This window comes from Bifidobacterium myosotis (genome assembly GCF_002259745.1).
GTDB lineage: Bacteria > Actinomycetota > Actinomycetes > Actinomycetales > Bifidobacteriaceae > Bifidobacterium > Bifidobacterium myosotis.
In genome coordinates, this window is the sequence record NZ_MWWW01000008.1 from 45,636 (window position 1) to 59,767 (window position 14,132).

At 64.7% G+C, this 14,132-nt stretch carries 8 protein-coding genes; 3 read left to right on the top strand and 5 right to left on the bottom strand.

Annotated elements, in window-relative coordinates; genetic code table 11:
• Nucleotides 1-359: 359 nt before the first annotated feature.
• Nucleotides 360-1,382 (bottom strand): LacI family DNA-binding transcriptional regulator, encoded by a 1,023-nt coding sequence (locus BMYO_RS04340; RefSeq protein WP_338024371.1) that lies wholly within the window; start codon nucleotides 1,380-1,382, stop codon nucleotides 360-362.
• Between the two features lie 312 nt (nucleotides 1,383-1,694).
• Between BMYO_RS04340 and BMYO_RS04345 the strand changes: the two genes are divergently transcribed.
• The 3 genes from BMYO_RS04345 to BMYO_RS04355 all read left to right on the top strand — a co-directional run bounded on the left by BMYO_RS04345 (nucleotide 1,695) and on the right by BMYO_RS04355 (nucleotide 6,031).
• Nucleotides 1,695-4,199: a glycoside hydrolase family 94 protein gene (locus BMYO_RS04345; RefSeq protein WP_094667308.1), complete on the top strand. Its 2,505-nt coding sequence runs from the start codon at nucleotides 1,695-1,697 to the stop codon at nucleotides 4,197-4,199.
• Nucleotides 4,200-4,282: 83 nt separating this feature from the next.
• Nucleotides 4,283-5,104 carry an alpha/beta hydrolase gene (locus BMYO_RS04350; protein ID WP_094667309.1) on the top strand — a complete coding sequence of 274 codons (822 nt, stop codon included), beginning with the start codon at nucleotides 4,283-4,285 and terminating at the stop codon, nucleotides 5,102-5,104.
• 117 nt (nucleotides 5,105-5,221) lie between these two features.
• Nucleotides 5,222-6,031, top strand: a complete 810-nt coding sequence (locus tag BMYO_RS04355) for a TetR/AcrR family transcriptional regulator (RefSeq protein WP_094667310.1) — start codon at nucleotides 5,222-5,224, stop codon at nucleotides 6,029-6,031.
• Between the two features lie 35 nt (nucleotides 6,032-6,066).
• Here the strand turns inward: BMYO_RS04355 and BMYO_RS04360 are convergent, their stop codons facing one another.
• The 4 genes from BMYO_RS04360 to BMYO_RS04375 form a co-directional block, all read right to left on the bottom strand.
• Nucleotides 6,067-6,957 (bottom strand): ROK family protein, encoded by an 891-nt coding sequence (locus BMYO_RS04360; RefSeq protein ID WP_094667311.1) that lies wholly within the window; start codon nucleotides 6,955-6,957, stop codon nucleotides 6,067-6,069.
• A 234-nt stretch (nucleotides 6,958-7,191) separates the two neighbouring features.
• On the bottom strand, nucleotides 7,192-9,351 hold the full coding sequence (locus BMYO_RS04365; protein WP_094667312.1) for a beta-galactosidase: 2,160 nt from the start codon (nucleotides 9,349-9,351) through the stop codon (nucleotides 7,192-7,194).
• A 216-nt stretch (nucleotides 9,352-9,567) separates the two neighbouring features.
• Complete coding sequence (gene yicI, locus BMYO_RS04370; protein ID WP_094667313.1) at nucleotides 9,568-11,607, bottom strand: alpha-xylosidase; 2,040 nt, start codon at nucleotides 11,605-11,607, stop codon at nucleotides 9,568-9,570.
• A 204-nt stretch (nucleotides 11,608-11,811) separates the two neighbouring features.
• Entirely contained in the window at nucleotides 11,812-14,088 is a 2,277-nt protein-coding gene (locus BMYO_RS04375; protein ID WP_094667314.1) for a beta-glucosidase family protein, read from the bottom strand.
• Nucleotides 14,089-14,132: the final 44 nt, after the last annotated feature.

Sequence of the window (14,132 nt, forward strand, 5' to 3'; positions counted from 1 at the left end):
TATTAAGTATAATAAAAAAACTCCGCAAATATAAGATGCCCAAGGGCGAATAATATCGACATCCCACCTCATCACAACGGCCTGCACGCAGACCCGCTTCACGTTCAGCCCACATCGACCTTCGCCGCAAATAACGACAAAGCGATACGGAATCGTTTCCACTTTAGAGAATCAGAATTGCGCTTAATGAATAGAAATGGGCATCACGAGACAATCAAACCGATGAAGCGACAGCCTGTTAAACCACTGCAATGTACTGGAAATTAAGAGATTAGCGCAATTCCCTAAAACACCTACGCAGGCGTCCGGCATCACCGACGATACCCGCTTGCACCATTATGAAATGAAAACGATTCCAATCAGGCGGACTCGCGAATGGCCAGGTGGACCGGGAAACGCTGGGACGTGACCTTCCACGCATCATGTTCCAAGCGGTACGAGAGCATCTCGGTCGCGGCCTCGGCCACGGTGTTGAGAGGCTGGGACAGGGTCGTCAACGGCGGATTGAGCAGGCTGGCAGCCTGCAAATCATCGAATCCGATTACGGCGACGTCGTCGGGCACGCGCCTACCCGCCTTGTTCAGCGCGGCCAGCACGCCTGCCGCGATCTTGTCGGAATGCGCGAACACGCCGTCCACGTCGGGGTATGTCTCAAGGATGCGTTCCGTGGAGCGCAATCCGTTCTCCCGCTCATAGCTGCCCGAACACACCATCACCGGCTCGAGTCCATCCTCCGCCAGAGCGGCGAGGAAACCGGCGGTACGCTCCTTCGGCGTCGGCATGTCCTTCGGCCCCTCGATCAGCGCCATCCGCCGGCAGCCGCGACCCACGAGACGCCGACCAGCCTGATATCCGCCGTCATAGTTATCCACGTCCACGAACGGGCATTTGAACCCATTCGGAGGCGCGCCAACAAAGACGATCGGCTTACCCAGCGACCGCAACGCCTTCAGGAACCGCTCGTCCTCATGGAAACTGACCGCCACCACGCCCTCGGCGCCCGACTTGTTCAGGAGCTCCTCGAACCCGCCAACATCCCCGGGCGATGCCAGCACCAAGAACGGCAGCAGATTCCGACTTGCCAGAGACACACTCAACTGACCGAGAATGCCGACGATGAAATCGTCCCGGAACAGAAAATCAGTGGGCTCGTCCACCACCAACGCCACCACATTGCTGCGGCCACCGATCAGGCGCCTCGCCGAAGGGTTCGGCACGAACTGCAGCTCCTCGGCGGCACGACGCACCTTTTCCCGGGTGGATTCGGACGCCGATCCGCCGCTCAACGCGCGCGACGCGGTGGAAACCGCCACGCCTGCCCTCTTCGCCACATCACGAATCGTGACGGATGCCTTGTTCGCTTCTCGCGTCACCAACCTCACCCACTTCCCGATATCACGGCGACGCCGCCCATCTCCTCAACGCAGCGGAGCGCGACGCAATGGGACACACTGCCTAGGACTCCAGCTGCAGTGCCTCACATATCAAATCATTGTATCGCGTTTCCATCCTTACTACACCAAAGAAAGACACGCGGATGGAAACGTTTCCACTCACATGATATATGATGAAATCAACCAAACAACGACGTTATACGCCATAGCGCGATGGAACACAACCAACGCCGTCAACAATCAACAACAACCGAACAACAACACAGCCGCAACCGGCACGACAACAGGAAGGAACCCGCCATGCGATACGGCCATTTTGACGACGCAGCCCGCGAATACGTCATCGAGACCCCGGCCACCCCTCTGCCCTGGATCAACTATCTCGGCAACGAGGACTTCTTCTCGCTGATCTCGAACACCGGCGGCGGCTACTCCTTCTACAAGGACGCGAAACTGCGCCGCATCACCCGCTACCGCTACAACGGCGTGCCCGCCGACAACGGCTCGCGCAACTACTACGTGACCATCATGGACGGCGCCCGCCCGGACGCCAAGCCCGTCGAGACCTTCTCCCCCACGTTCCTGCCCGTCAAGACACCGCTGGACGACTACCGTTGCCGCCACGGCATCGGCTACACGGTGTTCGAGGCCGCCAAATCCGGCATCCGCACCTCGCTGACCGCATTCGTGCCGCTCCACACGCCGGCCGAAATCAACCGCTTCGACGTCACGAACGATACCGATGAGACGAAGACCGTGGACGTGACCGGCAGCGTGGAATGGTGCCTGTGGAACGCCGTGGACGACTCCTCCAACTTCCAGCGCAACCTGTCCACCGGCGAGGTCGAGGTCGAGCGCGACAACGACGCGACCATCCTCTACCACAAGACCGAGTTCAAGGAGCGCCGCAACCACTACGCCTTCTACTCCGTGAACGCACCAGTCATCGGCTTCGACACCAGCCGCGACGAGTTCCTTGGCCAGTTCAACGGCTGGGATACCCCGCAGGTCATCACCGAGGGCCGCGCCCACGACTCGGTGGCCCACGGCTGGTACCCGATTGCCGCGAACCGCGTGCGCATCACGCTCGCCCCCGGCGAGACCCGGTCGCTCGTGTTCGCGCTCGGCTACATCGAAGTGCCGGATGACCAGAAGTGGGAGGATCCGGACGATCCGGCCAAGGTCGGCATCATCAACAAGCGTCCGGCCCATGACCTGTTCGCCCGCTTCGACAGCACCGCCAAGGTGGACGCCGCCCTCACCGAGCTCAAGGCGTACTGGACCGCGCTGCTGAACAAGTACCATGTGGAATCCGGCGACGACAAGCTCGACCGCATGGTCAACATCTGGCACCAGTACCAGTGCATGGTCACGTTCAACATGTCCCGTTCCGCCTCCTACTGGGAGTCCGGCACCGGGCGCGGCATGGGCTTCCGCGACTCCAACCAGGATCTGCTCGGCTTCGTGCACCTCGTGCCCGAGCGCGCCCGCGAGCGCATCATCGACATCGCCTCGACGCAGCTCGAGGACGGCTCCGCATGGCACCAATACCAGCCGTTGACCAAAAAGGGCAACGCCGACATCGGCGGCGGCTTCAACGACGATCCGCTCTGGCTCATCGCCGGCGTGAACGCCTATCTGGCCGAGACGGGCGACATGTCCATCCTGACCGAGCCGGTGCCGTTCAACAACGTCGAAGGCTCCGAACAGCCGCTGCTTGAGCATCTGCGCCGTTCCGCCCACTTCACGATGACCCACCTCGGCCCCCACAGGCTCCCGCTCATCGGCCGCGCCGACTGGAACGACTGCCTGAACCTCAACTGTTTCTCCTCCACGCCGGGCGAAAGCTTCCAGACGGTGGAGAACAACGACACCGGCATCGCCGAATCCGTGTTCATCGGCGGCATGTTCGTGCTCTACGGCGGCCAATACGCCGACATCCTCGCCCATTATGGCGAGGCGTGCGGCATGGACGCCAGGTCCGTGGCCGCCGAGGTGGCCGAGGTGCGCGAGGCCATCGACGCGATGACGGCCGCCGTCAAGACCGCCGGCTGGGACGGCGAGTGGTTCGTGCGCGCCTACGACGCCTATTCGCGTCCGATCGGCTCCCACACCGACACCGAGGGCCAGATCTACATCGAACCTCAGGGCATGTGCGTGATGGCCGGCATCGGATTGGATGACGGCAAGGCCCGCACCGCGCTCACCTCGGTGAAGGACCGTCTGACCTGCGAGTGGGGCACCGCGATCCTTGCCCCCGCCTACTCCACCTACCGCATCGAACTGGGCGAGATCAGCTCGTATCCGCGCGGATACAAGGAGAACGGCGGCATCTTCTGCCACAACAACCCGTGGATCTCCATCGCCAACGCCCTCGCCGGCAACGATGACGAGGCGTTCGCCGTCTACCGCCGCAACTGCCCGGCATGGCTCGAGGACCGGTCCGACGTACGCAAGGTGGAGCCGTACGTGTACTGCCAGATGGTGGCTGGCCCCGAATCCGCGGCCCCGGGCGAGGGCAAGAACTCGTGGCTGACCGGCACGGCCGCCTGGACGTTCGTGGACGTCTCCCAGTACCTGCTCGGCATCCGCCCCACGCTCGACGGCCTCGCCATCGAGCCGCACCTGCCGGCTGACTACGCCGATCTGACGGTCACCCGCGAGTACCGCGGCGCCACCTACCGCATCACGATGCACCGCACCGGCGAGCGCACGCTCACCGTTGACGGGCGTCCGGTCGATGGCAACGTCGTGCCGGTGGCCGACGCGGGGTCCGCGACCGTGAACGTCGAGGTCACGTTCTGACGCAGGACACTAGACTGAATTCCGACGCCGGCCCCGTCGTGGGGCCGGCCAATCCATAATCCGCGACATGACCGAGGAGTCATATGCAATACATCGACCAGACCATCACCGGCATCGACGGCAGTGAGGCGCGATTCATCGGATACGTCATCGACAACAGCCCCGAGGTGGATATGGACCGCCGGCGCCCCGCCGTACTGGTCATCCCGGGCGGCGGCTACCAGATGACCTCCGACCGCGAGGCCGAACCGATCGCCCTGAAATTCGTGGGCGCCGGCTACAACGCCTTCGTGCTGCGGTACTCGGTGGCGCCGAGCGTCTATCCCACGGCCCTCATCGAGGCGGCCGCGGCCATGCGCCTCATCCGAGAGCATGCCGACGCATGGCACACCGACCCGGACCGCATCGCCGTGCTCGGTTTCTCCGCCGGCGGGCATCTGGCCGCGAACCTCGCCACGAGCGCGGGTGACAACGATATCACCGAGCACGGCTACGACCCGGACGAGGTGCGTCCGAACGCGCTCATGCTCGGCTACCCGGTCATCACCGCAGGGTCGCTCGCCCATCGCGACAGTTTCGACACCCTGCTGGGACCGGATCGCAAGGACGACCCGCAATGGCTGAACGCCCTGTCGATCGAGAAGCGCATCGACGCCAAGACCCCGCCCGTGTTCGTCTGGCACACGGTGACGGACGACTGCGTGCCCATGGAGAACACGATGCTGCTGGTCTCGGCCTGCAAGGCCGCCGGCATCAGCGTGGAGGCGCATCTCTTCCCCGAAGGCGGGCACGGCCTGGCGCTTGCCACCGAGGAGACCGCGTGGGGCGGCAAGGGCAACATCTTCCCCTGCGTGCAGGTCTGGACGCAGCTGGCCATCGACTGGCTGGGGCGCGCCTTCGCCTGATCGGCGCGCTCGTCTCCGCCGCCAGCGGATCGCCCATCTCCGCAGCCGGCATGGTGACGCAAACGTTACCATGCCGGAGTAGGCTGGGAGACCTCGGCACGGATACAAGGAGATGAGATGACTGTCGCGGCATGGAAACAGTTCCTGGACGACGAATCAAGCTGGCCTGCGGCCTCACGCACCACGGAACATGCCATCGTCCGCGACACCACCTCCGCCACCACGTTCGTCAAGCGCAAGCGCATGAGCCCCGAGGAACGGCATCTGCAGATCATGCGCGCTGCCGTCAAGATCATCGCCATCAAGGGCTTCTGGGGCATGTCCCTGCAGGACATCGCCGATGAGATCGGCATCACCGAGGCCGCGCTCTACCATTACATCAGCTCGAAGAACGAGCTGCTCAACATGGTGCTCGCCGAGGGCTACGACACCCCGGAAGCGGACGAATACAACGCCGTCACCGCCACCGTGACGGACACGGACGGCCATCACGGCTACTGTTTGCCCCGCTACTGCACCAACGTGGTGCTCTACAACCTGCAACGGCCGGAAATGGTGCAGCTGTTCTCCATGCTCAACGGCGAGGCGCTCAATCCGGCGCATCCGGCGCATCAGTTCTTCATCGGACGCCACCTGCGCAACTGGGAGAAGGTCGGTTCGATGAACTGGATACTGCCCGACGGCTACGACGAGGAACGCCTCTACCATGTGTACACGCTGGCGATGAGCGCGATGGACGGCCTGCAGTACCGCTGGCTCGCCGATCATTCGGTGAATCTTCTGGAGGAATGGATCGCCTTCTCGGATGAGATCTTCCCCGAGTCGGTGTGGCGCGGATTCCGCGACCCTGCCGAATACGACGCCGCGGCAATGCCCTGCCTGACGCCGTTCACCCTGCAGGCGCGCGAGGCGCTTGCCGCCGAGTGACCTGGTTGCAACGGTTCGGCTGCAACGTCGGTATCTCAGCCGAGTTCGGTCATGAAGGCGTAGTAGGCGCCCAGCAGTTCCGCGTTGCCGGCGTTACGGCAGCGTTTGACGGGCGTGTTGAAGTCCTTCCAGCTGGGAAGCTCCTCCAGCGCCTGCCTCACCAGCGGCAGGAACGACGGCTCCTGGCATATGGCCCCGCCCAGCAGCACGCATTCGGGGTCCACGGACACGATGACGTTGAAGATGCCCACGGCGATGTAGCTCATCCACTCGTCCACCATGTCGCGCACGTCGGGCTCGTCCATGCGACGCAGCAGTCCGGAGGGCACGATGGATTGCGCCTGTCCCCCATATTTCGCGACATAGCGTTGTCCCAGCGAGTTCGTGGACGAGAACTCATGGAGCGTCTTGGCGCCCTGGGTCTGATAGTTCGTGATCATCATGCCGATTTCGCCGGCGCGCCAGTCACGGCCCCTGCGGATGTGGCCGTCCAGGAACAGGGAGCCGCCCACGCCGGTATCGGTGACGGTGAAGACGACGAAGTCATCGAGTTTGCGGGCATTGCCGCAGTGCTTTTCGGCGATGGCCACGCAGTTCGCGTCGTTCTCCACCCAGATCGGCAGGTCGTCGCCCAGACGTTTGTGCAGCTCGTCGCCGACGTTCTGCCGGTACAGCGCATTAATCGAGCCGCCGGCCATGACCCGTTGCCGCCGGACATCGACGAAACCGGGCAGGCTCAGCGCAACGCCATCGACCTGACCGTTCGAAGGGCGGCGGACCGCATCGGCGATGCTGTCGAACAGCGCGACGGAGTCCTCGCCCGCCGTGGCGAACGATGAGGGGACGGCGGGCCGGCCATCGGTCACGATGGTGTGCCGGATGAACCGGCTGCCCACGTCGAAGGTCAGTATGCGTTTGCCATCCATGGTGCCCTCCTTGCTATAACGCTCCATCGCCGGCAATCCGCTCCCGCCCGGTGTACGTCGCTGTGCATTACGGTGTTATCGTTCACATCTTACCAGATTGCCGTTATCGAACGGTCAATCAACAAGGCGGGTCTGAGGATGGACCATCCGACACTATCGGGCCGTTCCCGGCCCATTCGGGATGTCCGGCCCGTCCTCGAACCCGCGCCGCATGCGGTCGCTCCTATCCCCCACTTATTCCACGGTCACGATGACCTGATACGGCTCCATTGCAACGACGTCGCCCAGCACGGCGTCGCCCCCGGCCAGCAGGTCCGTGAGCCCGGCTAGATGAGGCAGTGATACGGTCTGCCGCTGCGGGGTCATGTTGAGTACGAAGGTGACCGTGCGCCCGTCGCGCGTGCGGCGTTCGGCGATCTCCACGCCGTCGGGCGTCACCGTGCCGGCGAGGTCCGCGTCCGCAAGCACTCCCGCGGCGAACGCGTCCATGCCCGGCTCGTCAAGCGGTGTGCCGACATAGTAGGCGCGGCCGAGGCCATGATCATTGACGGTGACGGCGGGGGTGCCGGCATAGAAGTCGTCTCCCCCGTACGTCGCGAGCGTGCGGGCACCTTCCAGATGCATGATGCTGGCGACGATCTCGCCGGCGGCGTCCGATCCGGTCGAATCGTCGGCACCGGCGGCGACCGAACCGGAGGCACCGGCGTCAACCGGACCGCCGTCACCATCGCCCTCCGGCCTCGCGCCGAAGACCACCGGGATGCGCTCCCCCGGTGCAATCGCGTCGATCTCCTCGGCCCATACGCCGACGAGCGCGCGGAACGGACCGGGATAGCCGCCGGGGATCACCAGATCGTGCTCGTCATGGATGCCGGCCATGTATCCGGTGATGAAGCGGCCGCCGCCGTCCACATATGTCTCGACCGCATCCGCGACGCCCGGCTTGACCATGATGAGCGCCGGCGCGACGACGATCGCGTATCGTGCGAGCGTTGCGGCCGGCGTGGTGCTGGGGATGATGTCCACGGCGATGTTGCGCCGGTGGAACGCGCGGTAGAACCGGTGGACCTCCTCGGGATAGGAGAATCCGGCGGTCGGTCCCACGCATCCCTCGAGCGACCAGTAGCTTTCCCAGTCGAACATGATGGCCACGCGCGCCTGCACGCCGGAGCCCATGACCGTCGGCATCACGCGTTCCAGGGCATCGCCGAGCGCGGCCGTCTCGCGGAACACGCGCGAATCCTCGGTGCCGTCGTGGGCGATCACCGCGCCGTGGAACCGTTCGCAGCCGCCCAGCGACTGGCGCATCTGGAAGAACTGCACGGTGTCGGCGCCATGCGCCACGGCCTGCCAGCTCAGGGCCGCGACCTCGCCGGGGCGCTTGACCTTGCAATACGGGAACCAGTTCTGCTGGTTGGGCGTCTGTTCCATGAGCATGAACGGCCTGCCGCCGCCCACCGCGCGCATGAGGTCGTGGTTCATGGCCACGCGGCTCGCCGGCATTCCCATGCCCGGATAGTTGTCCCAGCTGACCACGTCCATCTCACGACCCCACGCGAAGTAATCGAGGTCCTTGAACGTGCCCATGAGGTTCGTGGTGATCGGGGTGGTCGCGTCGTGCGCGCGCACGGCGTCGCGTTCGTTGGTGAAGCAGGCGAGCTGCGACTCGTTCTGGAAGCGGCGGTAGTCCATGAGCAGCCCGGAGATCACGCATTTGCGCGGGTCCCAGTCCGAACCGATGCCGTCGCCGTAGCCGACCGGCGGCACGACGTCCGCCCAGTCGGTGATGGTGTGACTCCAGAAGTTCGCGCACCACGCCTTGTTCAGCGCCTCGATGCTGCCGTACTTCGCGCGCAGCCATCCACGGAACGCCTCGGCGCAGGCCTCGCAGTAGCACAGGCCGCCGCCTCCGCCGTATTCGTTGCCGATGTGCCATGCCGTAAGTCCCGGGGTGCCGGCGTAGCGCTCGGCGATCAGGCCGGCGAGTTTGCCGGACTCCGCTCGGAAATACGCCGAATTCGGGCAGAAGTTGTGACGGCCGCCGAAGACGTGGCGTTGCCCCTCGAACGTGGTGCGGATGACGTCGGGATGTTCGCGCACCATCCATGCGGGAAGTGCCGCGGTCCCGGTGGCGAATACGATGTTGAACCCGTGCGAGACCAGCAGCGCGACGATCTTGTCGAGCATCGTGAAATCGTACGAGTCCTCCCCCGGCTGCAGCAGCGTCCAAGAGAACACGTTGATCGTGGCCTCGTTGATGTGCGCATGCTCGAGCATCTCGAGGTCATGCTCCCATGTCTCCTCGGGCCATTGCTCGGGGTTCCAGTCGCCTCCGAACAGGAAGGTGTCGAACAGCGGTACAGCCGATGCGGCCGATGCGGACGGTGCGGTCATTTGCGGTTCCCTCGCTTGGGGCTGCTCTTGGTCCGCCTCCTGCGTGAAGGCGGTGATACGAATGCGGCGCGAATCAGACAGTCGATTCGCGCCGCTGGATGAGTTCGTGCCGGGCCGCTTGGCACCGTGCGATACCGAGTGATTCGAGTGATACCCAGCGATACCGTGCACCCCGGAACGGTCAGGCCGGCCGGATATGGCGGCCGGCCGTGACGATCAGGCGTTGAGCGGGTCGGCGCCCGGGCGGACGAGCACCGGCAGCGTGTGGTAGTCGTACTGCTCGGTGTACCAGCGGCCCGGCTCGTAGGTCCTGCCGGTCAGCAGGTTCGCCCACGGCTCGCCGGCGTGGTCGCCGCCGGCGTCCGGCACGTAGAAGCGTGCGGTGCCGTCCTCGCTGAACACCGGGGCGACCAGCAGGTCGTCGCCGAGCATGTACTGGGTGTCGATGTCCTCGCAGGCCGGGTCGGTCGGGAACTCGAGCACCATCGCGCGCATCATCGGCACGCCGGTTTCATGCGTGACCTTCATCTGGTCGAGCAGGTACGGCTTGAGGCGCAGCTTGAGCTCGGTGAACTCGCGCGACACCTCGACCGCCTCGTCGCCGTAGAGCCATGGCACCTTGTACTCGGTGGAGCCATGGTAGCGCGAATGCGAGGAGAGCAGACCGAACTGGGTCCAGCGCTTGAACAGGTCCGGGGTGGGCTTGTCCTCGAAGCCGGCGATGTCGTGGCTCCAGTAGCCGAAGCCGGACATGCCGAAGCTCAGGCCGGCGCGCAACGACTCGGCCATCGACGGGTAGTTGGAGGAGCAGTCGCCACCCCAGTGCACCGGGAACTGCTGGCCGCCGACGGTAGCGGAGCGTGCGAACAGGATCGCCTCGTCCTCGCCCTTGGTCTCCACCAGCACGTCGTAGACGGCCTTGTTGTACAGGTACGTGTAGTAGTTGTGCATGAGCTCCGGATCGGAACCGTCGTAGTACCGGACGCCCTCGGTGGGGATGCGCTCGCCGAAGTCGGTCTTGAAGCAGTCGACGCCCTGCGCCACGAGGTGACGCAGCTTGTCCTGGTACCACTTGGTGGCCTCGGGGTTGGTGAAGTCGACGATCGCCATGCCGGCCTGCCACTTGTCCCACTGCCAGACCTCGCCGTCGTCGGTCTTGATGAAGTAGCCCTTTGCCGCGCCCTCCTCGAACAGCGGCGACTTCTGGCCGATGTAGCTGTTGATCCACACGCACACCTTGAGGCCGCGGTCGTGCAGCTTCTGCAAGAGGCCCTCCGGATCGGAGAACTTGGTCTCGTCCCACTCGAAGTTGCACCACTCGAGTTCCTTCATCCAACGGCAGTCGAAGTGGAAGACGCTCAGCGGGATGTTGCGCTCGGCCATGCCATCGACGAACTCCATCACGGTCTTCTCGTCGTAGTCGGTGGTGAACGAGGTGGACAGCCACAGGCCGTAGCTCCACTCCGGCACCAGCGGCGGCTTGCCGGTCAGGTCGGTGTAGGTGTTGAGGATGCCCTTCAAGTCCTTGCCACCGATGACCGAGTAGCTCATCTCCTCGCCCGGCACGGAGAACTGCACGCGGGAGACCTTCTCGGAGCCGACCTCGAAGCTCACCTTGCCCGGATTGTCCACGAACAGGCCGTAGCCCTTGTTCGACAGGTAGAACGGGATGTTCTTGTACGCCTGCTCGGTGCCGGTGCCGCCGTCCTCGTTCCAGATGTCAACGGTCTGGCCGTTCTTGACGAAGTTGGTGAAGCGCTCGCCGAGGCCGTAGATCTTCTCGCCGACGCCGAGGTCGAGCTGTTCGGAGACGTGCAGGAGGCCCTGGTCGTCGGTCACGAGGGCCTTCGCGCGCCAGCCGGAGTGCGCGATGACCTTGCCGTCGTAGAGGTACTTGAAATCGATGGTCTCGCCCTTGGCGATTTCGAGCGTGAGCTTGCCCGAGGTGAAGGACCACTTGTCGTCATCCTCGACGATGGCGACATCCGGGTCGGACTCGTTGAGCGCGAACTGCGGGCAGTGCTCACGGTTCTTGCGGAAGTTGATCAGACGAGTGGTGATGATGTCCTCGCGCGGGGAGGTCACCTCGATGGTGAGGATGCCGCCGTCAAGCGTCTGGCCGGGGTGATGAATCGGCACGCCGAACGGGCAGAACAGGGTGAGCTTCTTCGGCTCGACGTTCGCGGTGTACACGTTGGCCGCGTACTTGACATCGAATCCGTCCTTGACGAGCCATCCGCCATTGAGGAACTTCATTGGGTTGCTCCTTTGCAGTGTTGTTCCGTTCGGTCCCGCATGCTTCGCGCAACCGATCTGTTGGTTATTTATAAGTCTATAAATAACAGCGAGCGACACGCCAGTATGTTCGATTTTCGTGTCGTGACCCACCCCGCGCACCAACGGCAAAGGCCCCGCCGATACGGCAGGGCCTCAGTTCAGAAAACAAGGAACAGCGAGTAGTCAGACGGTGATGGTGACAGCGTTTGCGGTGCCAGCCGCATCGGCGGCGTGACCGGCTTCCGCGGCATCACCAGTCGCCACAGACGCATCGCCGGCCTCCTTCCCGTCGGCATCGCGCACGACGACGGCACCCGCGAGCCGGATGTCCTGCACGGATTCGCCGACGTACACCTTGGCCGCCGGGGCGATGGCATACTCCCCCAGTTCGTTGGACCAGTAGCGCATCGCCTGCGCGACCGGCAGCACCAGTTCGACGCGGCGCGGTTCGCCCGGCTCGAGCTCGATCTTGTCGAATCCGCGCAGCTCCTTGACCGGACGGTCCTCGCCGGTGCCGTCAAGGCCGAAATACACCTGCGGCACGGCCTTGCCGGCGCGCTCGCCGGTGTTCGTCACGGTGAAGGAGACGCGCACCGCGCACCCGTTCGGCCGGTCGACGCCGTCGAGGCGCTCGACCTGAAGCCCGTCGTATCCGAAGGTGGTGTAGCTCAGGCCGTGGCCGAAGCAGAAGCGCACCGGGACCCGACGGGTCTCGTAATGGCGGTAGCCCACGTAGATGTCCTCGTCGTAGCGCACATGCAGTCCGGGGCCGAACGTGCCGATGGAGTGCGCGGGGCAATCCTCCAGAGCGATGGGGAACGTCTCGGGCAGGTGTCCACTCGGGTTCACGCGCCCGAGCAGCACCTCGGCGAGCGCGGTCCCCGATTCACAGCCGTTGTACCAGTTCCAGACGATCGCCTTCGCCTTGTCGGCCCAAGGCATGGCCACCGGCGAGCCGGCGACGAACACGAGCACCGTGTCGGGCGCCGCGTCGAGCAGCCCGGCGATGAGCTCGTCCTGACCGTACGGCAGGGCGATGGTCTCACGGTCGCGGCCCTCGAGGTCATGCTCATGGTCGAGTCCGCCCACGAAGACCACCGGGTCGCCGGCGGCCGCATACCTGCGTGCGGCGGAGATGGCCTCCTCGCGCAGCCGGATCGCGGTCTCGGCGTCGTCCGCGAACTCTCCGGCGGAGTTCGTCAGGCTCTCCTCCTGCCAGGAGTCGCTTTGCACCACCTGCTTGGCCGCGTATCCGGGCAGATACTCGATCTCGACGTTGCCGCCGAGCTGTCCGTTGATGCCCAGCATCGGCGTGACCTCGTGCAGCGCCTTGATCACCGCGCTACCGCCGCCGTTGGAGTGGATGCGCTCCGCGTTCGCGCCGATGACCAGCAGACGGGTCATCGAGGACTCGTCCAGCGGCAGCACTCCGCCCTTGTTCTTCAGCAGTACGACGGATTCGCGCGCGACGTCGAGCGCCTTGGCGGCATGGTCGAGGGTCGCGTACCGGCCGGCCTTGCGGGCGGGCTTGCGGCCATCCGCGTCGGGCAGCATGTTGAGCGCGTCCATGACGGCGAGCACGCGCAGCACCTTGGCGTCGATGTCATCCTCGGACACCTCGCCCGCCTCCACCGCGCGGCGCAACGGGTTCGCGAAATAGTACTCGTCGAAGTTCGGCGTCACCGACATCTCGACATCCAGCCCCACCTTCGCGCTGGCCAAGGTGCGTTTGACCGCGCTCCAGTCGGAGACCACGAAGCCCTTGAAGCCCCATTCGCCGCGCAGGATGTCGTCAAGCAGACGCTTCGACTCGCAGCACTGTTCGCCGTTGACGAGGTTGTACGCGCCCATGAGGGACAGGGCGCCGCCGCGCCGGACCGCCGCCTCGAAGGCCGGCAAGTAGATCTCGCGCAACGCGCGCTCGCTGATGGTCTCGTCCACTTCGAGACGGTCGGTCTCCTGGCTGTTGGCCACGTAATGCTTGGCGCAGGCGGCCACATCCGACTCCTGCACGCCCTGGATGTAGGCCACGCCCTGTTCGGCGGCGAGCAGCGGGTCCTCGCTCATGTACTCGAAGTTGCGGCCGCACAGCGGGCTGCGCTTGACGTTGAGCGACGGACCGAGAATCACGTCCTTGCCGCGCCCGCGAGCCTCCTCGCCGAGCACTTCGCCCACCGTGCGGGCCAGTTCACGGTTCCAGGTGGAGGCCACGGCGGAACCGGAGGGCAGGTAGGTGACCTGGTCGCGCGTGTGGTAGAGCGGCACCCAGCTGTCGTTGTGCAGCTCCTCGCGCGGACCCATCGGGCCGTCGTCCATCCTGAACGGCGGAATGCCCAGACGCGGCACCCCTTCGGTGCGGAACAGTCCGGCCGCGTGGATCATGTCGATCTTCTCGTCCAACGTGAGCTGTGCGAGCAGCGCCTGCGCCTTGGCGGTGTTGGCTTCGGTGATGGTGGTCATGAGTTGGTCTCCTTGTGTGTTCGCGTGTCGCGGTGGTTCGCACG

What these genes read in the sequence shown, in the direction of transcription:
- BMYO_RS04345 (WP_094667308.1), top strand. Translation starts at nt 1,695, where the DNA reads ATGCGATACGGCCATTTTGACGACGCAGCCCGCGAATACGTCATCGAG.
- BMYO_RS04350 (WP_094667309.1), top strand. Translation starts at nt 4,283, where the DNA reads ATGCAATACATCGACCAGACCATCACCGGCATCGACGGCAGTGAGGCG.
- BMYO_RS04355 (WP_094667310.1), top strand. Translation starts at nt 5,222, where the DNA reads ATGACTGTCGCGGCATGGAAACAGTTCCTGGACGACGAATCAAGCTGG.
- BMYO_RS04360 (WP_094667311.1), bottom strand. Translation starts at nt 6,957, where the DNA reads ATGGATGGCAAACGCATACTGACCTTCGACGTGGGCAGCCGGTTCATC.
- BMYO_RS04365 (WP_094667312.1), bottom strand. Translation starts at nt 9,351, where the DNA reads ATGACCGCACCGTCCGCATCGGCCGCATCGGCTGTACCGCTGTTCGAC.
- yicI (WP_094667313.1), bottom strand. Translation starts at nt 11,607, where the DNA reads ATGAAGTTCCTCAATGGCGGATGGCTCGTCAAGGACGGATTCGATGTC.
- BMYO_RS04375 (WP_094667314.1), bottom strand. Translation starts at nt 14,088, where the DNA reads ATGACCACCATCACCGAAGCCAACACCGCCAAGGCGCAGGCGCTGCTC.